This is a genomic window from Mucilaginibacter kameinonensis, assembly GCF_003675385.1.
In the GTDB taxonomy this organism is placed as follows: Bacteria; Bacteroidota; Bacteroidia; order Sphingobacteriales; family Sphingobacteriaceae; genus Mucilaginibacter; species Mucilaginibacter kameinonensis.
This window is the reverse complement of the sequence record NZ_RCWZ01000003.1, coordinates 216,043-240,120: the sequence shown is the minus strand read 5'-3', so window position 1 is coordinate 240,120 and position 24,078 is coordinate 216,043. Positions and strand designations below refer to the sequence as shown.

Below are 24,078 nucleotides of genomic sequence, written 5' to 3'. Positions count from 1 at the left end.
CGATGTTTTAAGGTTCGATTTAAAACGGGTTAGATCTTCCGAAATCGGCCTTAATCATCAAATAGAGCCACAAACCTTTTAAGGTCATCTATAAATTGGTTCGTGTAGATGACGGGTTTGAGTACTATTTTAGGCAAGTTGTCAAAAAATTTGACAACTTTTTTTACGATCGCTCAGAGAACTTAGCGGCAATCCTCAGGATATCGGCCGTGCACGGGCGTAAATGACGATCGAAGAGCATATATTCTTTGAACGAATTTATCATCATTTACATTTTGTTGCGGCGCTTTACTCCGCAAATTCTTATTGCAAGCTATTCGGTCTTGATTTCTCCTGAAAGCGTGCCATTGCATAAAACGCCGACACCACTATTGTTTACTTTCAAGTCACGTCAATAGCATTGCCATCGCTTTTTTCAACTATCAGTTGAGATTTAAAATAATTGATTTGCAGTAAATTATCCTGTATAGGAGTGGTGATTTTGTAAACATTTTCTACTGGTTCCGGTTGTGTTAAAAACTGTAAATCAAAAAATTATGAGAAAGTTATTGATGGCATTAATGGCCCTGTTGTTCAGCGCGGGTGTCATGGCCCAAACGCACATGAAAATGAAGGATGGGGTGATGATGAAAGACGGGAAAATGATGGTTATGAAAGAGGGCAAAACCATGATGATGGATAAGGATATGACAATGTCCAATGGTACGATGGTGACGACTGATGGCATGGTCAAAATGAAGGACGGCAAAAGTATGATGCTTAAAAACGGCCAGTGTGTCAACATGGATGGTACGATTGAGAAGCCGATGAAGATGAAACACAAGAAAATGATGAAGGATACCACCATGAAGATGTAAGGATCCGGTAATTGAGATGCGGGGTTATAGCCCCCGCTTTTAAAATCGATATTTGGGGAGAAAAGGGGCTATGGGTTTCCATGAAAAACCGATGATCTGTTTTTTTCGTTTTTTGTTTAAAGATCAGCAAAAATTCATGGTCAGCGAAAAAGATGTTTCATTGCGCATCCGGACAATCCGGGAGTCCAAAAATTACAGCCAGTATTATGTTGCTTACAAACTCAATATATCTCAAAATACTTTCAGTAAGATCGAACTGGGACATGTTAAATTGACTGTAGACCATTTGTAGATATCAACGCGGTGATCATTACCCATAACCATCCGGACCATTTGGACACCGATAACCTCACCAAGATCATCGGGTTAAGCCACGCGACCATCTATACCAACGCAGAGGTTTCCGAGGAACTTGAGGAAGCCGGCCTGGAAAGTATAATTGTCGAAGAAGGTGAAATGGCGCTCGGGCATTTTCTGTTGCAGGTCATTAATGTTAAGCATGAGCCTTTGCTGAATAGTCGGGCACCTGATATGCAGGCTTATGTCATTGATCGGATTGTCCTTCATCCCGTAGATTCCTTCGATGAAAAATTAAATGAATATCAGGGTATACCCCTGCTGATCCTACCAATTATGGCGCCCTTTACTACCGAACTTGCGGTTCCCGGGCTCGCTGACCGGATCAAGCCGAAAGAGGTGATGCCGGTACACGACGGCTATGCCAAACCTTTCTTTTTAAAACAGCAGTATGAAAATTACACGGAACATTTTGAAAAGAACAATATTAAATTTTACAGTGCGGGAGAGCCGGGTGACGCTGTAGTGATCAGTCAAGAATAATTGCTTTTAGTTCTTTAGGAAGAACCTTAAAATATCAAAAATTAAAATTTTAAATACAATCAACATGAAAGACAACACAATTGAGCGCAGAGATTTTTTAAAAAAATCTATAGCATTGAGCGCAGGCCTGACAGTAGCGGGCGGTATGCTAACATCTTTTAATGCCGAAGCAGCAACTGTTGTCGACAATCCAATGGCAGCCAACGAAAAAGAATTCCGTATGGGCGTAATCGGCCCGGCCGAATTATCTCTGGCGACCAGCCAAATCGCGGTGAATAAAGCCACCAACAAAAACGCGAAAGAATTTGCGGGTTTCGAACTCGGGGAAGCTATTGCGGTAACGGGTGTGCTGAAAGACCTGGGAACACCAGTACCGATGATGGATGCCAAAGCAAAAGCCACATTGGAAAAGATCAAGTCCACCCCTGCAGGTCCTGAATTTGACAAAGCCTACATCAAAGCGCAATTAGAGAACCACGAGTTTTTACGTGACCTCGCGCAAAACTACATCAGCAAAGGAAAAATGGCAGGTGCAGCTGAAAACCAGGGCAGACACTTGGCCACATTGTCACTTGCGGTATTTAAAGAGCATGTGGCCATAACGAGCCGGATAATAAAAGAATTGGGTGCTTAAAATTATTATTTAAATACGCGGTATTTATTAGGCGGGATAAGATCCCGCCTTTTTATTTGGTTTTTCCCGGAGAAACTACGGGACCGAGTTTAAGTTAAGCGCTACAGGCAACTATTCGCCTGTCGGACAGGTAGTATTCCCTTAATTTGTTTATTGCGGCGCGGCAAAGGGTTTTCACGGTGCCCAGCGGCATTTGCAGGGCCTCGGCGACCTCGGTATGTTTAAAGCCTTTAAAATAGATGAGTTCCAGTACCTGGCGTTCCTTGTCCGGCAGGTTAACGACAGCCGAGCGCACGAGTTTGAAGTCGGTGGGATCGAATTGCGGGGACGCCTGCACCAATTCGTTGCCATATTCGGCAAGGTTCACGTGCAGCGCCTGCTGCCGGTAATCTTTTTTACGGAGGGCGTCAATGGCCAGGTTCCGAGCGAGGTTGACCATCCAGGTAAAGAGGCGGCCTTTTAAGGCATCATATTTGTCAAAAGAGTTCCAGATTTTCAGGAACAGTTCCTGCAAAATGTCTTCAGCTAAGCTACTTTCAGGAACGATGCGGCTGATCACACCCAGCAGCGAGCCGGCATACATATCATACAGCGCTTTCGCACCCAGGTCGGTTTTTTCCTGTATCGCGCGGATCAGCAGTTCTTCGCTGAGTTTGATCTCGCGTCTGGCCATAGTTCACCTTTGACCTTTTTTCTGAATGGTTATCGGTGGGTCTGGCAAGCCGGATTAATGATAAAAAAGCAGGGGTCTTTATGTTAGTTATAACACGGCTGAGAAAAAGTTGTTTGCCTGATTTTAAACACTTTGGGACACCGGCTTGCGCGGCGACCGCAACTTCAGGGTCAAGGACCAAATGGTATCGGCTTTGGCAGTCAGTTTGCCGCCCCTGACGGTGGCACCTAAAACGATAGCGCCGGATAAGAGCACAATATTTTTTATAATGTATTGGCCGAGCAGGGTCGGGATAAAAAGTGCGCTGAACGTTTCCTGCGGAAAAAAACAGAGCGGCAGAAAGGTGCCGATCATCTGAAGGTAAAGGAGACCGAGGGTCAGTGTCAGCCAGCGGCGGAACAGCAGGCCCAGCCCGATGGTGCATTCCCAGATGGCCAGTACCGGCAGGGAAACGGCCGGTTTAACCGTGCCGAAAGTAAGTTTGAGGATGGTCCGGCCGGCGATCTCTTCTGCCGGGCTGACACCGTGAAAGAATTTGAGTACGCCGAACCAGATAAACACCAGGCCGAGTGATACCCGCAGGATATTAAGGCCGTTGCGTGCTTTCCACTCGACGGAACTGCGCTCCAGGCGGATCAATTGTCGTATCAACGGCCAGTTTCTCATAGGTGCGTTTATAAGAACTACGAATAAATGCGCTTGCCGGATGCATTTGCGTAAACAATTAGTCATTCTTTCCTGAAATACGATTTTATTGAATATATTGATAAATAATATTAAACAGCTATTATAACTTGACGCCTGTCCCCCAAAGCAATTGTCAAATCAAAGAATTATTTCAGGTTCGACCAAAAACGGGTTAGATTTTGTAATATCAGCCTTAACCATCGAATAGAGCGGCAAATCGCTTCAGGTCGTTAATGAATTGGTTCGTGAGGACATCGGGTTTGAGTACTATTTTAAGCAAGTTGTCAATTTTATTGACAACTTTTTTTATGGACTAAAATTTACTCTTATAAATGTTAGAGGAATCAAGTCGAAGTTTGTCCAAAAACGTTTTATGGAACGCGATTGGACCAATTAACCGACCTGTCGCCAGTTAACCGGGAGCGAAGGCTGTTGCTGATATTGGTAAAATCCCTGGTTTATATCAAATTTGCTCCGGTAAGCAAAGCCGGCTTTGAGCAGGACTTTCTGTGCAACAATATTCTGGTTATTGATCACCGCGCTGACCTCTGAAATACCTCTCGATTCCAGTTCACTGATGATCCGTGGTATTAAATTGGACATGATCTTCCGTCCTTTGACGCTGCTCCGCAGGTAAAACTCAATGAATCTGTCGTAAAGGTATTGTCGGCATAATGCCTTGGTTTTATTCTCCCTGATTCGAAATTCAGCGCTGCCAAAGAAAACTGCGAGTTTGTGAAACAGGTTATCAAAATGTCGGATATGCCTGACCATTAATTTGATTGATGAAAAGTTCTAAAGCGTTTTGAAGATTGATTATAACACCCCGCCAGGCTATAGTGTATAACCAACGGGAAGGGCACGTAAAATATGTTGCCTGGCTATTTTTCAGGCATATTCCTGACAAAACAGGGTGGGATATTTTATCAGGCCGGTTTTTTCATAGGAAGCCAGCTTGTTCTTTCTTGATTGCCCATATCAAACAGGTACAAAGCTTACTATTTCCATATTGCCGGTTATTGATTTTCCGGACACAGATAAGAGTAGTTCAAATAATCCAGCCATTTACAGCCGGGGCTATTTTACATGTTTACATCGGGCTCTTCCGTCTGGTATGTCGTCTTTTATACAATTAAATAATTTTATTAAAACTTTGAATTTGTTAATATTAATAATATTTTAGCTGACATTAAGTCATTCGCAAACCAGCCGTTATCACAAATGAAAACTTCAATTCAAGGAAATAGTTCCTCACCTCCCTTTTTTATATGCCTGCAAGTTCATTTTATCGACCTGTTTAACGACTTCTAACGAAATAAAAAGTTCGGTTTTTTGATCCCGTAATGGATCTGCATGATTATGATTGTCAGAGTGAATCTTTGCCAACTATAACGGTAGTCAGGGGTATTGTTTTTTCCATGTACGGGGTATTTTAAATTTTGAACCTGATTTAATACCCCAATTATTGTATTTTATTATCTAAGTACCTAACCATATCTAAGCATGTTTCGTGTAGTTTCAACTTTTAAATTTTACGCAATAGCAGCCAGTTTCGTGCTATTGTTATCCTTGGGATCGGCAGCGCAGGGGTATGATCCCAGTAAAATTATTCCGCCTACTCCAACGGCAGCTGCCTTGGGCGCTTTTGGAAATTACACGGTTGGGAATGCAAGCGGGCGTCCGAACATTTCAGTGCCGCTGTACAATATCAAATCCCATGATAATTCCCTGGATATTTCGTTGAACTATGATGCATCAGGGGTCAGGGTTTGCCAGGACGCAAGCTGGGTGGGGCTTAATTGGTCACTCGTCGCCGGCGGTGTAATTACACGCACTGTTCGGGGATATGATGACTTCAAGGATGCCGGAGGCTACTATTATGCTTCTGACTTACCGCAAAGTACAGGTAATGGACTGCCAATGCCTGGTGACCGGCCTGCATTTGATGAAGTGTTGAATGGCCGTACGGATATGGAGCCGGATATTTACAATTATAATTTCGGGCCGTATGCCGGAAAGTTCGTACTCGGCAAGCAAGCAAACGGTTCCAAGGCATTTTTTGATGAACGCAATAATTTAAAGGTTGAATATATCAGCGGCAATTGGACGATTACGGACACGAAAGGTTATAAATACAATTTCACAGTCGGCGAGTCTGCCGCCAATTATGGATACAGTAATGCCAATGCACAGATGCCGGTGACAACAGGACTTACAGGTCTGGAGTTCCAGCAAACGATAACCACTACAGGCTGGTATTTATCTTCGATCGTTTCGCCCAACAATGATATTATCAATTTCAATTACGAGCGCGGTGAAAGCTTGAGTCTGATCAGTTTCTCGGAAACACAATACGATCAGGATGTTAACTTGGCACAATGCCTGTTTCAGGCCCCTTACAGTCAGGCATCTGAGCAATATTTGTCCGTATACCGGAATTATAGTGCCGCAAGGCAGGTAAATAACGAGGTTTACCTTAAAAGCATTACGTATAACAATGGATCCGTCGAGTTTAATACAACAGACCGTAAAGATATAGACTTCCAGAATAACGGTACCAAACACCCTGCCAAGCTGAGCACAATGGTGATATACGATAAAGATCATCTGCCGCTGAAGACTTATACTTTTAGTTACACTTATTTTAAGGACAACGCTAATGGTACAGAGACGGCTACAAGTGTTTTACGGTTAAGACTCGACGCCATAACAGAATCAGACGGAGCAGGAGTAGCGAAGCCCCCTTACCAGTTTACTTACAACAGTGCAACTGATCTTCCGGATAAATATTCAAAAGACATCGATCATTGGGGATACTATAACCAGGCAATTAATTCAAGGTTATTGCCAATGCCTGCTTCAATTATACCCAGCGGTTATCTTTTCAACAGTACTGATGCTAACCGGGAACCTGATGTTACGCATGATTTTTATAAACTTGGTTTGTTGGCTTCTATCAAATATCCGACAGGTGGACATACTGACTTTGATTACGAAATGAATGAATACGGGCATCTTCAACCAGGTGAAACTTCAAGAGTTGACCAAAATGTTGGGTATGCGGTAAGTAGTAATCCTTTCAATCAGTTTGGGAATTCAACAGTCACCTTTGATATAAACGATGCGGATCTTGACCAATATACTCATGTTGCCCGGGCCTCCCTGCATACGGAATATACCTATATTAGCGGAACTAAGATATTGCAGGGTGTTAGTAATAATTATGGCTATTTATCAGGCCCAAACGGAGCGATGTTTTCCAACGATATCCAGGCTGACCCTACGGGTACCCATGGCAGCAAAGATATCCTATTAAACCTGCCTGCCGGACACTACACGATGCTGGTAAATTATACGCAGGGGTATTCTGTTTCAGCTAACCTTGTTTTCACTTTACGAGTCCTGGCAACTCAGAAAAAAGGTGACGGAGCGCGGATCAGCAGAATAACAACCGTTGATAATATTGGCGTTTCTCAGATTAAAAAGTATCAGTACACAAATGATGATGGTTCTTCTTCCGGGAAATTGTTGATGACACCTACCTACGGATTTCGGTGCCCCGCTATCCAGATTGTCGGCCAGTCAGCTTGTAACCCGACATCCATGTATGTTTACCGGGTATCCGGTAACGCCTATCCGTCGGGATTGAATTCCAAAAACAGCGGTGTCAGCTATGATAAGGTTACTGAGTTGGCAGGGGAAAATGGTGAGGGCGGCAAGACCGAGTATTACTATCTGAATAAAGAAAGCTGGGCACTTGGTGATCCTGCAATTCCCGGAGCCCCCATGATGGAATATGAAAAGAATGGCAAGCTGGATAAACAAATAGAATATAACGCAGCAGGGCAGGTATTGAAGATAGTACAAAACGACTATGTTTTAAAAGATGTTTCCTCTATTCCGTCGGCGGTGCTTTATAAAGGTCCGCCTATCCCAACTACCTTCACGTTTGTGGGAGCCGGCGACATGCCAACATTTCAAGTGAACAACGGTAATCCATATAGTGTATATTTCTATGGTAACCTGTCGAACTGGCTGGTGCTGAATTCAACAACGGTAACGGAAAATTTCTACCGGAACAATATCAAGGAATCGCTGAATTCCATGACGAACTACTACTACGATAATTTTACGCATCAGGAACTGACGAGAGAAGTGGTGACCCGGAGTGATGGCAAAGTTCAGACGACGGTAACGAATTATCCCGACGACTATCCGTCTGGTACCATGTTTATCGATGATATGAAGACATCGCACCTGACATCCCTGCCGATTGAGCAGGTAACATACCAGGATAGCGGCCCGACGGCTCAGGTTATTTCCGGCACAGTTACGCAGTATAAGACTGGTGGCAAGGGACAGGTAGATCAGGCCTTCAAGCTGGAATCACTGCCTTTGAAGACTCTGTCGGCATTTAAGTTCTCAAATAGTGCTACCGGGCAGTTGCCCTCGGTGGCAAGTATGTCGGCCTATGCCAAAGACGGTAGTTATAATGCGAAGGCCACGGTACTATATGATGCGGCCGGTAATGTGCAGATGGTTACGCCGGTTAACAGCAATCCTATTGTTTTCATCTGGGGGTATAACCGTCAATTTCCTGTAGCGAAAATTGAGAACAGTGACTATGCAACTGTATTGAGCGCCCTTGGAGGGCAAACAGCTTTGGATAGTTTTGCTCAAAGTAACCCCACCGATGCCGCCCTCAGTACGTTTCTTGCGCCCCTGCGGTCGAACCCGTCACTTAAAACTTCTCTGGTAACAACATTCACTTACATTCCGGGTACTGGTATGACCAGTTTGACGGATCCGAAAGGTCTTAAAACGACATTTGAATATGACAGTTTCCAGCGTTTGAAGAATGTAAAGGATAAAGACCTGAATATTACCGAGGCGATCAGATATCATTACCAGCAATAACCGAGACCAATAATTTATCACAGATTGAGTATGAAAAGGAGCAGTATGGCCCGGGTTACGGGTCGTTATATCGGGATGATATTGTTCATTGTTTTATGTTTTTCGGGTGTGGGGGCATCTGGCCAGATGACGATATCAGGGCCGACATGTGCGACGATAGGTCAGAGCAACACGTATAGTGTGAGCAGCAGTTATACCTCGGGTTATCCAACGCAATGGCAGATAAGCGGGGGGACGATTACGGCGACGGGATCGATCAGCCAGAACGGTACGGGCCTGTCCTCGATCACGGTGGTTTGGAATTCGTCCTCCTGTACGGTTAACGTGCACGTTTACAGTCCCTCGGGGCCGAGTGCAACGCTGAACGTCAGCGGGACGTCAGCGCTGGTACCGGGAACGATATCCGGTAATGCAAGCCAAACGGTGTATAATACGACACCTGGAACGATCAGCTGCACGGCGGCAACATATGGGGGGTGTTCGCCGGTAACGTATAATTATCAGTGGCAGCAAAGCACAGACCAGTCTAACTGGTCTGATATCTCCGGGGCAACGGGCCAGAACCTGAGTTTTTCGGGGGTGCCGGCGGTAACGACATATTACCGGCGTTACGTGGTTTCGAATGCCTACCAGAACGGCTATTCGGGTACCGCTGTCGTCAATGTATTGCCTCCGCTGAACGGAGGTACAGCCTTACCCTCCACGCAGACTATTTTCAGCGGTTCAGCACCAGGTTCGCTTAGCGTGAACACGATCAATTCGGGCGGTAATTGCGGCGGGAGCTATAGTTATCAGTGGTTGAATTCCTTTAACGGGAGTTCGTTTTCGCCTATCTCAGGGGCGACATCCTCATCGTATAGCCCACCTGTACTGACGCAGACGATGTATTATCAGTTGCGTGTGACCTGCGGCAGTGAATCAGCCAATTCGAGTACGGCGGTAGTAAATGTTTACCCTCATCTGGCGGCAGGTAACATCAGCTCCGCAGGGTCAAGTATAAACTACAACAGTGCTCCAGGAACGATCAGTGCGGCTGCGGCAACCGGTGGTAACTGCGGCGGAAGTTACGGATACCAGTGGCAGCAAAGTACAGATGGGAATAACACCTTCACGGACATTGGCGGCGCTACGGGACTTAGTTATACGCCTGGAAACCTGACAGCGACGACGGGCTACCGTCTGCGCGTAAGCTGTAATACAGAGACGGTTTATACGGGGATCTATACAACTACGGTGTACCCACAGGTGAGCCCCGGAAGTATAAGTACAGCGACAGGTACTGTTAATTATAATACAGCGGTGAGCCTGAGCGGTACGGCCCCCGGGGGCGGAAATGGGAGCTATGTTTACCAATGGCAGAGCTCACCGGGAAGCGGTGGCACGTATACGGACATTTCCGGGGCCACGGGAGCGAACTACGGCCCGGTGAACCTGACGGCGACAACGACCTACCGGCGGGTGGTGACCAGCAACGGTGCGCCGGCGACAAGCAATACGTTAACAGTAACGGTTTACCCTCAGGTGGTGGCCGGAACAGCAAGCGGTACTCAAAGTATCAATTATAACACGTCGCCCGCCGGCCTGAGTTCGGCTGCGGCTACGGGCGGTAACGGGAGCTATAGCTACCAGTGGCAAAGCTCAGTAAATTCAGGCGGGCCATTTACGGATATCAGCGGGGCAACCGCACTAACGTACAGTCCCGGGGCGTTGACGTCGACGGTGTACTACCGGTTGGTGTCCACGAGCAATGGTGCAACGGCTACGGGGAATACGGTAACGGTGACGGTATACCCGCAGTTACAGACAGGTACCCTTTCTCCGGGTTCTCAAACGATCAATTATGGGGCGGTGCCGGCCACGATGACGGCCACGGCAAGCGGAGGGAACGGCAGTTACACCTACCAGTGGCAGAGTTCAGCAGCGTCAGGCGGCCCTTTCTCCGCGATCAGCGGCGCAACAGCTGCGACGTATACACCGGGGGCCCTGACGTCAACCACGTATTATCAGCGAAATGTTAGCAGTAACGGCGTTACGGTAAGTACGGCAGCGGCGGCAGTGACGGTATATCCTCAATTGTCACCAGGTAGTATAAGCGCGTCGCCCTCAACGATCAATTATAATGCATCGGCTACGCTGTCCGGATCAGCCGCTACGGGCGGTAACGGCACTTATACTTATCAATGGCAAAGCTCGCCGGGAACAGGTGGCACCTATACGGATATCAGCGGGGCGACGGGCAGCAGCTATGCGCCCGCCAACCTGACGGCAACGACGACATACCGTCGTGTTGCTACCAGCAACGGGGCGAGTGCTACGAGCAATACGGCGACAGTGACAGTTTATCCGCAGCTTGTGGCGGGAGCGGTTACGGGAACGCAGACGATCAATTACAATACCAGTCCTGCAGCATTGAGCTCGGCGGCGGGTACCGGGGGCAACGGCACCTATACTTATCAATGGCAAAGCGCACCGGGAACAGGGGGGACGTTTACCAACATCACGGGAGCAACGGCGCAGAGCTATAATCCCGGTCCGCTGACGGCAACAACATCCTACCGGGTTGTGTTGACCAGTAATGGCGTAACGGCGACCAGCAATCAGGTGACGGTAACTGTTAATCCTCAGCTGACAGCGGGAACGATCAGCCCTGCATCGCAAACGATCAATTATGGCGCGGTGCCGGCGGCGATGACGGCGACAGCAGGCGGGGGTAACGGAACATTTACTTACCAGTGGCAGAGCTCGGCAGCAGCGGGAGGGCCATTTACGGATATCAGCGGGGCGACGGGCGTATCTTATACGCCTGGTGCACTGATCTCTACGGTGTATTACCAGCGTAAGGTGAGCAGTAACGGGATATCGGCCAGTACAGCGACGGCAACGGTAACTGTTTACCCGCAAGTCTCCGCAGGAACGGTGACAGCCTCGGCGACAACGTTGAATTATAATGCTGCGGTGACCCTGTTCAGTTCGGGGGCATCAGGCGGGAACGGTACTTATAGCTATCAATGGCAGAGCGCGCCTGGAACTGGCGGTACTTATACCAATATTACAGGGGCGACAGGATCAGGTTACGGCCCTGTGAACCTGACTTCGACAACGACGTACCGTCGTGTAGTAACGAGTAACGGGGCGATTGCCACGAGCAACACGCTGACCGTGACGGTGTATCCGCAACTGTTAAGCGGGCAGATCAGCCCGTTAAGCCAGACGATCCCGCCGAACACAAGCCCGGTAGCGTTTACGGTAGGAGCAGGAACTGGGGGTAGCGGGACATATACCTATCAATGGCAGCAGTCGGCGGACAATACGACCTTTACGAATATCAGCGGAGCAACAGCGCAGAGCTACCTTCCGCCGGCAGGTGCGGCAACGGTATACTACCGGGTTGTTACCCAGAGCAACGGGGTGAACGTAAACAGCGCGTCGTCGGCCGTGATCGTAACAGCCTGTGTGGCATTGAATACGGCACCAAGCCAGGACCGGAATTATATCATGACAAGCGTTCCGCTGAAAGAAGGGATCAACCCGGATAATGCAGGCAACACTGCCTGCCAGGTACGTCAGAGCATCTCGTACATAGACGGGCTCGGCCGTCCGGTACAGCTGGTACAGGTAAAAGGCTCTTTTAACGGGCGGGACGTAGTTCAGGCAAGGTCTTATGATCAGTACGGACGGGAAGACAAAAAGTACTTACCTTATGCGCTGAGCGACCTGTCCGGCAGCAACGGGAGCTATAAACCGAATGCGCTGTCCACGGGGGATGGTTTGTGGGCATTCTATTACCCGGTCGGAAGCACGGCGGTTTCCGGCGCACAGCAGGGGAGCGGCATGGTATATAACCCGCAGCCGGTATCAGTAAGCCGGTTTGAGAGTTCATCGTTGTCCCGGATAACCGAACAAGGCGGTCCTGGTGTAGACTGGCAGCCGGACCCGGCAGGCCCTTTCGGGCATACCAAAAAATTAGACTATTATACGAATAACACGATCACCTTTGCGTCCGATACGGCGAATGCGTATTCCGCAGCATTATATCGTGTCAGCATCAATGCAGATCAGAGCCGTACGCTAAGCCGTGGAAGCGGTACAGACGGATATTACCCTGCGGGTTCACTGTACATAACGGTAATGAGAGATGAGAACTGGAAGTCAGGCCGCGGAGGCACGACAGAAGAGTATAAGGATAAGAACGGGCATATAGTGCTCAAGCGGACGTTCAATTATGTAACTGTACCTTCGGTTGCGCTACAGGTGATATCGACTTATTATGTATATGACGATTTGGGCAACCTATCCTATGTGCTGACACCGATGAGCCAGGCAGATGCTTCTCAGCCGGTACCGGCCCTGATAGATAATGTGTGTTACCAATACCGTTATGATGTGCGGGGGCGGCTGACACAGAAGAAACTTCCGGGGAAAGGCTGGGAGAAGATATATTACAATAAGCTGGACCAGCCGGTACTGACCCAGGATGCCCGTCAGGCGGCTGTCAATCAGTTTACAGTGACAAAATACGATGGCCTTAACCGGGTAATCATGAACGGGCTTTGGACAGCGACAGCAGCGCAGTTATCCACCCTGCAGGCGGACATGGACAGCCACGCGCAATGGGACAGCCGTGATAACACAAACACCGTCACAGGATACACATCTTCGAGCTATCCAGTTCCCGATAAAATATTGTCGGTCGATTACTATGATGATTATACTTACACAAATATTACAGGTATCCCAGCTACCTTTGCGGTGAGCGGTTACAGCAGTATGACCAAAGGCGTTTTGACAGGAAGCAAGACAGCAGTCTTAAATACCCTGGGCAATACTACCCCGGATATGCTTTGGACTGTACATTACTTTGACGATAAAGGTCGGGCGGCTAAAAGCTTTACCCAGCATTACCTTGGCGGGGCACTGAGCGTGAACAACTATGATGAAGTGTCTAATGAATACAGCTTTGTCAACCAACTGTTCAAAACGACGCGTATCCACCGGAAAGATGTAAGCGGCAGCGCGGCAACGCAGTTCACGATATATAATGAATACGGGTATGATAACTGGGGACGTAAGCTTACTACGCTGGAGCGGATCACCAATGGCCAGAATCCCGTGGATCCGAAATCACTGATCATATTGTCCCAGTCATCCTATAATGAAGCGGGCCAACTGCTTACCAAAAGCCTTCACGGCGATGGAGGCAGCTTTAAACAGCCGATAACCTATACCTATAATGAGCGTGGATGGATGCAGTCAGCCAGTTCGCCGCTGTTTACGGAGACCCTGCAGTATAATACGGATAATGTAGAAAATACGATGACCCCATCCAAGCGGTATAACGGGGATATATCAGCACAGACCTGGGGCGTTCCCGGGGCTATGAATAAGACGTATGTGTATAAGTATGATCAGTTGAACCGTTTAAAAGACGGCCTGTCCTCGGATAAAAACAATGAGCAGAACATCAGCTACGACCTGGCAGGCAATATTCTGAAACTACAGCGCACCACGGGCAGTACCACATTGACAGACGACCTGGTTTATACTTATACCTCCGGAAGCTATACGACGAACCAGCTTCAGAATATCAACGACCAGACCCTGAGTGATGCAGGGCTGACGCATGGTTCATTTGCCTATGGTTATGATGTTTGCGGGAACATGGTATCGGACGGCAGCAAAGGCATCACCGGGGCTAACGGGATAACCTATAACCTACTGAACCTTCCGGAGACCGTACCTGTGAAGAATATCACCTATGTCTACGATGCGACGGGCCGGAAATTGAGGAAGCTATCAAACGGTGCTACCACAGATTATGTTGACGGGATCCAGTATGAAGGAACCACGACGATCACCCCTGTACTGAGCTTTATCCAGACGGAAGAGGGAAGGGCGATCCCGGACGGCCCTTTAAATTACAATTATGAATATGCGCTTGCCGATCATCTGGGGAACGCGCGGGTGAGCTTCGATACCGGTACGGGAACAGCAAGGCAGGTACAGACGGATGATTATTACCCTTACGGGCTGGATATCGCGCGAGGTACGCGTCCGAATCCGCCAAATAACTATCTTTATAATAAAAAAGAATTGCAGGCGGACCTGAAGCTTTATGATTACGGTTCCAGATTCTATGATCCTATCATTGCCAGGTGGATAAGTGTTGATCCACTGATGGAAAAATCGAGGAGGTTCAGCCCTTACAATTACGTTGAAGGTAATCCGTTAAGAAATATAGACCCGGATGGAATGGCTGCTTATCCTGTGATAACAGTAACGAATGAGGTCGTAGGCTCTGCCCCTCAGCATGTTCTTGGAGATGGCGGTCAGGGTTATACTAATCATAAACATTCCACAACCCGAGTGTCTACTTACAAAGTTGTGGTGACAGATACGGAGGACAAAAATTATCGTTTAGAATTTCAGGTAACAAGAGATGCTTATGTTGTTACAAGTAAGAGCTATATTGACGCGTATAACAAAGACCGGTCAGGCGACGGTCCAAGGACTGCATCGAATATAGCATTTGATCCGGCCAGTTCTAGCGATAATACATTTGAAGCACATCAGAAAGAGGGGGGATTTCCAAAGGGTAGTCCGGCGTTATATCTTACCCAGAACGGGGATTTAAGTTTGGATTCAAAACCGCGTTCTGCTGCAGTTGAATTAGGTTATTCGAAAGCCGCAGACAAAGCCTCTCAGGTGATGTTTCATATCGGGGGATGGTATCTGGCGAAAATAGGGCCTATTCTTGCCGGTTCGGAGGCCTGTTACGGTATTGTAAATGAAAATAATTCAAAACGAAATCCATCCAATGACATTACCGCAATGGTTATCAGGTCAATACTTGAACAGGCTGCTAAAAGTAAAGAGGCGCCGGGGAAAATTGAAGTTATCATACAGCCTCGGGCGAAAGTTCCGGGCGACAAAACCGTTACACCAAATCTTACACCATGAAGAAAATATTATTAATAACACTGGCCTTCCTGTTTTTAGGTATCCATCAGAGGATTAAAGTACGTGAACGGTTAACCGCGAGAAGAATTGAAAAACATTTTCCGGTACCGAGTACAGGTGAAATTATCAGATACCGGAATAATACTTATGTAGTGAAAACCATTGAGGGGTTTGATGAGGACGGAACACTTAATGATGTGCAGTTCTGGAAATCAGAAGGTTTTCTTGAATTCAAGAGGGACGAATTTTTAAAGCTCAAAAATTTTCTGGAAGAGAACGATCTGCAAGCAAAAGTAGAGTTCAGTTTAATAGATAAGAAGTTAATGAAGGTTAACTCCGATACGGTCGCATACGAGTTAAAGCATACCAATCGCCACAGGATTTATTATTTTAAAAAAGGTAATGACAAGGAGTTGTTCATTTTGAAATTTTAGCAGATTGGGCGCGTCCCATCCAATGGACCTTTATCTTGGCGATTTTAGATTGGAGCATATTGGGATACTTGATTTTCCGGTATAGGAAATAATGTTAAACGTAGGTGCTGGTTTGATGGCAGTATCGGAACGTTATACTTTTATTTATCAAGGGCGACTTTTAGTGTTTCTCAAATAAGAAATATGCGGATGGCAGGATGATGGCCGATCAAAAGCACTTAATCGGTAACAACTGAAGAGAACACAGTCAGCATCAGCGGACACGAAATACTATATAAACCACTTATCATATATGACAACAATAACTGCTCCTGCCCTGCGACGACCTATTTTAGCCTTTAAAACTGAAGCGTCAGTATTCCGGTTTCCGCAAAGGGTCACTTTTTCTTGAAATTTAGAAAAGTTGCGCAGCCGTATTTTCAACCTTTGTTTCTTATTCAGATGGCAAATAATAAGCATCATTTATCATGCACAGTTGAAAAGAAAGAATTCCGGTGCGACTGCATATTGCAGGGCGTTGAAGGGATTGGCAGCATATTTTCAAATTGTCCATGATTGCTTGCAAAGCGGATTGTGTTTTAATTGATTTACAACATTAAGGACCGGTTGGTCTTTATTACCAGCAATAACCGAGACCAATAATTTATCACAGATTGAGTATGAAAAGGAGCAGTATGGCCCGGGTTACGGGTCGTTATATCGGGATGATATTGTTCATTGTTTTATGTTTTTCGGGTGTGGGGGCATCTGGCCAGATGACGATATCAGGGCCGACATGTGCGACGATAGGTCAGAGCAACACGTATAGTGTGAGCAGCAGTTATACCTCGGGTTATCCAACGCAATGGCAGATAAGCGGGGGGACGATTACGGCGACGGGATCGATCAGCCAGAACGGTACGGGCCTGTCCTCGATCACGGTGGTTTGGAATTCGTCCTCCTGTACGGTTAACGTGCACGTTTACAGTCCCTCGGGGCCGAGTGCAACGCTGAACGTCAGCGGGACGTCAGCGCTGGTACCGGGAACGATATCCGGTAATGCAAGCCAAACGGTGTATAATACGACACCTGGAACGATCAGCTGCACGGCGGCAACATATGGGGGGTGTTCGCCGGTAACGTATAATTATCAGTGGCAGCAAAGCACAGACCAGTCTAACTGGTCTGATATCTCCGGGGCAACGGGCCAGAACCTGAGTTTTTCGGGGGTGCCGGCGGTAACGACATATTACCGGCGTTACGTGGTTTCGAATGCCTACCAGAACGGCTATTCGGGTACCGCTGTCGTCAATGTATTGCCTCCGCTGAACGGAGGTACAGCCTTACCCTCCACGCAGACTATTTTCAGCGGTTCAGCACCAGGTTCGCTTAGCGTGAACACGATCAATTCGGGCGGTAATTGCGGCGGGAGCTATAGTTATCAGTGGTTGAATTCCTTTAACGGGAGTTCGTTTTCGCCTATCTCAGGGGCGACATCCTCATCGTATAGCCCACCTGTACTGACGCAGACGATGTATTATCAGTTGCGTGTGACCTGCGGCAGTGAATCAGCCAATTCGAGTACGGCGGTAGTAAATGTTTACCCTCATCTGGCGGCAGGTAACATCAGCTCCGCAGGGTCAAGTATAAACTACAACAGTGCTCCAGGAACGATCAGTGCGGCTGCGGCAACCGGTGGTAACTGCGGCGGAAGTTACGGATACCAGTGGCAGCAAAGTACAGATGGGAATAACACCTTCACGGACATTGGCGGCGCTACGGGACTTAGTTATACGCCTGGAAACCTGACAGCGACGACGGGCTACCGTCTGCGCGTAAGCTGTAATACAGAGACGGTTTATACGGGGATCTATACAACTACGGTGTACCCACAGGTGAGCCCCGGAAGTATAAGTACAGCGACAGGTACTGTTAATTATAATACAGCGGTGAGCCTGAGCGGTACGGCCCCCGGGGGCGGAAATGGGAGCTATGTTTACCAATGGCAGAGCTCACCGGGAAGCGGTGGCACGTATACGGACATTTCCGGGGCCACGGGAGCGAACTACGGCCCGGTGAACCTGACGGCGACAACGACCTACCGGCGGGTGGTGACCAGCAACGGTGCGCCGGCGACAAGCAATACGTTAACAGTAACGGTTTACCCTCAGGTGGTGGCCGGAACAGCAAGCGGTACTCAAAGTATCAATTATAACACGTCGCCCGCCGGCCTGAGTTCGGCTGCGGCTACGGGCGGTAACGGGAGCTATAGCTACCAGTGGCAAAGCTCAGTAAATTCAGGCGGGCCATTTACGGATATCAGCGGGGCAACCGCACTAACGTACAGTCCCGGGGCGTTGACGTCGACGGTGTACTACCGGTTGGTGTCCACGAGCAATGGTGCAACGGCTACGGGGAATACGGTAACGGTGACGGTATACCCGCAGTTACAGACAGGTACCCTTTCTCCGGGTTCTCAAACGATCAATTATGGGGCGGTGCCGGCCACGATGACGGCCACGGCAAGCGGAGGGAACGGCAGTTACACCTACCAGTGGCAGAGTTCAGCAGCGTCAGGCGGCCCTTTCTCCGCGATCAGCGGCGCAACAGCTGCGACGTATACACCGGGGGCCCTGACGTCAACCACGTATTATCAGCGAAATGTTAGCAGTAACGGCGTTACGGTAAGTACGGCAGCGGCGGCAGTGACGGTATATCCTCAATTGTCACCAGGTAGTATAAGCGCGTCGCCCTCAACGATCAATTATAATGCATCGGCTACGCTGTCCGGATCAGCCGCTACGGGCGGTAACGGCACTTATACTTATCAATGGCAAAGCTCGCCGGGAACAGGTGGCACCTATACGGATATCAGCGGGGCGACGGGCAGCAGCTATGCGCCCGCCAACCTGACGGCAACGACGACATACCGTCGTGTTGCTACCAGCAACGGGGCGAGTGCTACGAGCAATACGGCGACAGTGACAGTTTATCCGCAGCTTGTGGCGGGAGCGGTTACGGGAACGCAGACGATCAATTACAATACCAGTCCTGCAGCATTGAGCTCGGCGGCGGGTACCGGGGGCAACGGCACCTATACTTATCAATGGCAAAGCGCACCGGGAACAGGGGGGACGTTTACCAACATCACGGGAGCAACGGCGCAGAGCTATAATCCCGGTCCGCTGACGGCAACAACATCCTACCGGGTTGTGTTGACCAGTAATGGCGTAACGGCGACCAGCAATCAGGTGACGGTAACTGTTAATCCTCAGCTGACAGCGGGAACGATCAGCCCTGCATCGCAAACGATCAATTATGGCGCGGTGCCGGCGGCGATGACGGCGACAGCAGGCGGGGGTAACGGAACATTTACTTACCAGTGGCAGAGCTCGGCAGCAGCGGGAGGGCCATTTACGGATATCAGCGGGGCGACGGGCGTATCTTATACGCCTGGTGCACTGATCTCTACGGTGTATTACCAGCGTAAGGTGAGCAGTAACGGGATATCGGCCAGTACAGCGACGGCAACGGTAACTGTTTACCCGCAAGTCTCCGCAGGAACGGTGACAGCCTCGGCGACAACGTTGAATTATAATGCTGCGGTGACCCTGTTCAGTTCGGGGGCATCAGGCGGGAACGGTACTTATAGCTATCAATGGCAGAGCGCGCCTGGAACTGGCGGTACTTATACCAATATTACAGGGGCGACAGGATCAGGTTACGGCCCTGTGAACCTGACTTCGACAACGACGTACCGTCGTGTAGTAACGAGTAACGGGGCGATTGCCACGAGCAACACGCTGACCGTGACGGTGTATCCGCAACTGTTAAGCGGGCAGATCAGCCCGTTAAGCCAGACGATCCCGCCGAACACAAGCCCGGTAGCGTTTACGGTAGGAGCAGGAACTGGGGGTAGCGGGACATATACCTATCAATGGCAGCAGTCGGCGGACAATACGACCTTTACGAATATCAGCGGAGCAACAGCGCAGAGCTACCTTCCGCCGGCAGGTGCGGCAACGGTATACTACCGGGTTGTTACCCAGAGCAACGGGGTGAACGTAAACAGCGCGTCGTCGGCCGTGATCGTAACAGCCTGTGTGGCATTGAATACGGCACCAAGCCAGGACCGGAATTATATCATGACAAGCGTTCCGCTGAAAGAAGGGATCAACCCGGATAATGCAGGCAACACTGCCTGCCAGGTACGTCAGAGCATCTCGTACATAGACGGGCTCGGCCGTCCGGTACAGCTGGTACAGGTAAAAGGCTCTTTTAACGGGCGGGACGTAGTTCAGGCAAGGTCTTATGATCAGTACGGACGGGAAGACAAAAAGTACTTACCTTATGCGCTGAGCGACCTGTCCGGCAGCAACGGGAGCTATAAACCGAATGCGCTGTCCACGGGGGATGGTTTGTGGGCATTCTATTACCCGGTCGGAAGCACGGCGGTTTCCGGCGCACAGCAGGGGAGCGGCATGGTATATAACCCGCAGCCGGTATCAGTAAGCCGGTTTGAGAGTTCATCGTTGTCCCGGATAACCGAACAAGGCGGTCCTGGTGTAGACTGGCAGCCGGACCCGGCAGGCCCTTTCGGGCATACCAAAAAATTAGACTATTATACGAATAACACGATCACCTTTGCGTCCGATACGGCGAATGCGTATTCCGCAGCATTATATCGTGTCAGCATCAATGCAGATCAGAGCCGTACGCTAAGCCGTGGAAGCGGTACAGACGGATATTACCCTGCGGGTTCACTGTACATAACGGTAATGAGAGATGAGAACTGGAAGTCAGGCCGCGGAGGCACGACAGAAGAGTATAAGGATAAGAACGGGCATATAGTGCTCAAGCGGACGTTCAATTATGTAACTGTACCTTCGGTTGCGCTACAGGTGATATCGACTTATTATGTATATGACGATTTGGGCAACCTATCCTATGTGCTGACACCGATGAGCCAGGCAGATGCTTCTCAGCCGGTACCGGCCCTGATAGATAATGTGTGTTACCAATACCGTTATGATGTGCGGGGGCGGCTGACACAGAAGAAACTTCCGGGGAAAGGCTGGGAGAAGATATATTACAATAAGCTGGACCAGCCGGTACTGACCCAGGATGCCCGTCAGGCGGCTGTCAATCAGTTTACAGTGACAAAATACGATGGCCTTAACCGGGTAATCATGAACGGGCTTTGGACAGCGACAGCAGCGCAGTTATCCACCCTGCAGGCGGACATGGACAGCCACGCGCAATGGGACAGCCGTGATAACACAAACACCGTCACAGGATACACATCTTCGAGCTATCCAGTTCCCGATAAAATATTGTCGGTCGATTACTATGATGATTATACTTACACAAATATTACAGGTATCCCAGCTACCTTTGCGGTGAGCGGTTACAGCAGTATGACCAAAGGCGTTTTGACAGGAAGCAAGACAGCAGTCTTAAATACCCTGGGCAATACTACCCCGGATATGCTTTGGACTGTACATTACTTTGACGATAAAGGTCGGGCGGCTAAAAGCTTTACCCAGCATTACCTTGGCGGGGCACTGAGCGTGAACAACTATGATGAAGTGTCTAATGAATACAGCTTTGTCAACCAACTGTTCAAAACGACGCGTATCCACCGGAAAGATGTAAGCGGCAGCGCGGCAACGCAGTTCACGATATATAATGAATACGGGTATGATAACTGGGGACGTAAGCTTACTACGCTGGAGCGGATCACCAATGGCCAGAATCCCGTGGATCCGAAATCACTGATCATATTGTCCCAGTCATCCTATAATGAAGCGGGCCAACTGCTTACCAAAAGCCTTCACGGCGATGGAGGCAGCTTTAAACAGCCGATAACCTATACCTATAATGAGCGTGGATGGATGCAGTCAGCCAGTTCGCCGCTGTTTACGGAGACCCTGCAGTATAATACGGATAATGTAGAAAATACGATGACCCCATCCAAGCGGTATAACGGGGATATATCAGCACAGACCTGGGGCGTTCCCGGGGCTATGAATAAGACGTATGTGTATAAGTATGATCAGTTGAACCGTTTAAAAGACGGCCTGTCCTCGGATAAAAACAATGAGCAGAACATCAGCTACGACCTGGCAGGCAATATTCTGAAACTACAGCGCACCACGGGCAGTACCACATTGACAGACGACCTGGTTTATACTTATACCTCCGGAAGCTATACGACGAACCAGCTTCAGAATATCAACGACCAGACCCTGAGTGATGCAGGGCTGACGCATGGTTCATTTGCCTATGGTTATGATGTTTGCGGGAACATGGTATCGGACGGCAGCAAAGGCATCACCGGGGCTAACGGGATAACCTATAACCTACTGAACCTTCCGGAGACCGTACCTGTGAAGAATATCACCTATGTCTACGATGCGACGGGCCGGAAATTGAGGAAGCTATCAAACGGTGCTACCACAGATTATGTTGACGGGATCCAGTATGAAGGAACCACGACGATCACCCCTGTACTGAGCTTTATCCAGACGGAAGAGGGAAGGGCGATCCCGGACGGCCCTTTAAATTACAATTATGAATATGCGCTTGCCGATCATCTGGGGAACGCGCGGGTGAGCTTCGATACCGGTACGGGAACAGCAAGGCAGGTACAGACGGATGATTATTACCCTTACGGGCTGGATATCGCGCGAGGTACGCGTCCGAATCCGCCAAATAACTATCTTTATAATAAAAAAGAATTGCAGGCGGACCTGAAGCTTTATGATTACGGTTCCAGATTCTATGATCCTATCATTGCCAGGTGGATAAGTGTTGACCGGTATGCCGAGAAATATGATGCGTTGACCCCATATCAATATGGCGCGCTGAACCCTTTGAATACCCTGGATATGAACGGAGATTCCATAAAGATCATATATAACAATGAGGCTATCATATACCATAACGGAAAGCTTTATGGATCTGATGGAAAGGAATATGCCGGAAAAGGGTTAAAAGTGAAAAAGGATGGTAGTAAGGAATATCGTGGTTTCCTGGGACAAGCAAAAGATGCCCTGGATAAGATCAGCAGCGGAGCGGCCGGAAACGAGTTAGTTTCAGATCTGGAAATCAACAAGGAGACGGTCTGGCTCCGCCAGGTGTCATCTTATAATGATGATAATAACAACAGCACCAGTGGCACCCGCGTTGGATGGGACCCATTTGCAGGAAACAGTGGTATTGATGACCAGGGGCAAACAGCGAGGCCAAGTTACATTGGCCTGGCACATGAACTCGCACACACATATGATTTCTTACATGCAGTAACCGGCGCAGAGGGTCAGAAAGCCTGGTTTAAAATGTCAAACGGAAAAATAATATATAATGCGGAGAAATATTCTACGTTTTGGGAAAACAGGATAAGAGCGGAAAACGGGCTTTCCCTGCGCGAATACTACGGAAAGGACGACGACAAAAATGTAGGAAGGTTGTTGATACCTTTTACAAACAAATTAGGAGGGACGAGCACCGTAAACAGCATACCGATCGGACCGGTTTCAGTTCCGTATTTTTACTCCAAGAAAATACCAGCACAATGAAAAAGATAACGTTTATGTTGATTGCAGCACTTTATGCTGTCACTTCTGTGGCTCAAACGCCGGTAGCCATCAAACTTTCTGAAAATTGTAAAGTTGCCGGTGTGGTGTTTAGCAGCGACTACAATCCGCATGGTAACCTGAGTTTTGCAAACTCGCGTTCACGATTTGAGCCTGCTTACCCGAATTTAATGCTGACAGAGCAATATTTAACGGAAAACAGACCGGAAGTAAATTACAAGGATTTGGGGCCTTATTACAGTGCAAATAAACTTAAGCAGTTACTTTGCACTTTTAGACGTCAATATTTGGGATATGTAAATTCAGCAGGTGATTCAGTGATAATTGTTCATCTTTTGAATTTTAAAAATAAGAAAAAGGCAAGGGCAGCTTTCCCCGATTGGCAAAAATCTTATGTATTCGCGTACGGCTCATTTTATGAACAAAACATGGTGACTTTTTCCGTTAATCTTAACAAAAAAATCGTTGAAATATATTGATTTAACTATTATTCATTAATCTG

At 48.4% G+C, this 24,078-nt stretch carries 12 protein-coding genes; 9 read left to right on the top strand and 3 right to left on the bottom strand.

Going from position 1 to position 24,078, the window contains the following annotated elements:
• Positions 1-536 precede the first annotated feature (536 nt).
• From EAH55_RS14040 to EAH55_RS14025, 4 genes are all read left to right on the top strand, one after another.
• Positions 537-857 carry a DUF6799 domain-containing protein gene (locus EAH55_RS14040; RefSeq protein WP_143065079.1) on the top strand — a complete coding sequence of 107 codons (321 nt, stop codon included), beginning with the start codon at positions 537-539 and terminating at the stop codon, positions 855-857.
• Between the two features lie 70 nt (positions 858-927).
• Positions 928-1,149, top strand: a complete 222-nt coding sequence (locus tag EAH55_RS31505) for a helix-turn-helix domain-containing protein (protein WP_121810224.1) — start codon at positions 928-930, stop codon at positions 1,147-1,149.
• Positions 1,128-1,697: an MBL fold metallo-hydrolase gene (locus tag EAH55_RS14030; RefSeq protein WP_121810223.1), complete on the top strand. Its 570-nt coding sequence runs from the start codon at positions 1,128-1,130 to the stop codon at positions 1,695-1,697. Before EAH55_RS31505 ends, EAH55_RS14030 begins: the two co-directional genes overlap by 22 nt.
• 64 nt (positions 1,698-1,761) lie before the next feature.
• Entirely contained in the window at positions 1,762-2,331 is a 570-nt protein-coding gene (locus EAH55_RS14025) for a DUF4142 domain-containing protein (RefSeq protein ID WP_121810222.1), read from the top strand.
• Between the two features lie 94 nt (positions 2,332-2,425).
• Here the strand turns inward: EAH55_RS14025 and EAH55_RS14020 are convergent, their stop codons facing one another.
• From EAH55_RS14020 to EAH55_RS14010, 3 genes are all read right to left on the bottom strand, one after another.
• Positions 2,426-3,004, bottom strand: coding sequence for an RNA polymerase sigma factor (locus tag EAH55_RS14020; RefSeq protein ID WP_121810221.1), 579 nt, complete (start codon positions 3,002-3,004; stop codon positions 2,426-2,428).
• 123 nt (positions 3,005-3,127) lie between these two features.
• Positions 3,128-3,670, bottom strand: a complete 543-nt coding sequence (locus EAH55_RS14015) for a hypothetical protein (protein ID WP_121810220.1) — start codon at positions 3,668-3,670, stop codon at positions 3,128-3,130.
• Positions 3,671-4,084: 414 nt separating this feature from the next.
• Positions 4,085-4,294, bottom strand: a complete 210-nt coding sequence (locus EAH55_RS14010; protein ID WP_121810219.1) for a hypothetical protein — start codon at positions 4,292-4,294, stop codon at positions 4,085-4,087.
• A gap of 900 nt (positions 4,295-5,194) precedes the next feature.
• Between EAH55_RS14010 and EAH55_RS14005 the strand changes: the two genes are divergently transcribed.
• The 5 genes from EAH55_RS14005 (at position 5,195) to EAH55_RS13980 (ending at position 24,055) form a co-directional block, all read left to right on the top strand.
• Positions 5,195-8,608, top strand: a complete 3,414-nt coding sequence (locus tag EAH55_RS14005) for a hypothetical protein (protein WP_121810218.1) — start codon at positions 5,195-5,197, stop codon at positions 8,606-8,608.
• Positions 8,609-8,638: 30 nt separating this feature from the next.
• The gene (locus EAH55_RS14000; protein WP_121810217.1) at positions 8,639-15,565 is read left to right on the top strand and encodes a DUF6443 domain-containing protein; all 6,927 of its coding nucleotides are present in this window, start codon (positions 8,639-8,641) and stop codon (positions 15,563-15,565) included.
• Positions 15,562-15,999, top strand: coding sequence for a hypothetical protein (locus EAH55_RS13995; protein WP_121810216.1), 438 nt, complete (start codon positions 15,562-15,564; stop codon positions 15,997-15,999). Before EAH55_RS14000 ends, EAH55_RS13995 begins: the two co-directional genes overlap by 4 nt.
• A gap of 659 nt (positions 16,000-16,658) precedes the next feature.
• Positions 16,659-23,558, top strand: a complete 6,900-nt coding sequence (locus EAH55_RS13985) for a DUF6443 domain-containing protein (protein WP_121810214.1) — start codon at positions 16,659-16,661, stop codon at positions 23,556-23,558.
• The gene (locus EAH55_RS13980) at positions 23,555-24,055 is read left to right on the top strand and encodes a hypothetical protein (RefSeq protein WP_121810213.1); all 501 of its coding nucleotides are present in this window, start codon (positions 23,555-23,557) and stop codon (positions 24,053-24,055) included. Before EAH55_RS13985 ends, EAH55_RS13980 begins: the two co-directional genes overlap by 4 nt.
• The last annotated feature ends 23 nt before the right edge of the window (positions 24,056-24,078 follow it).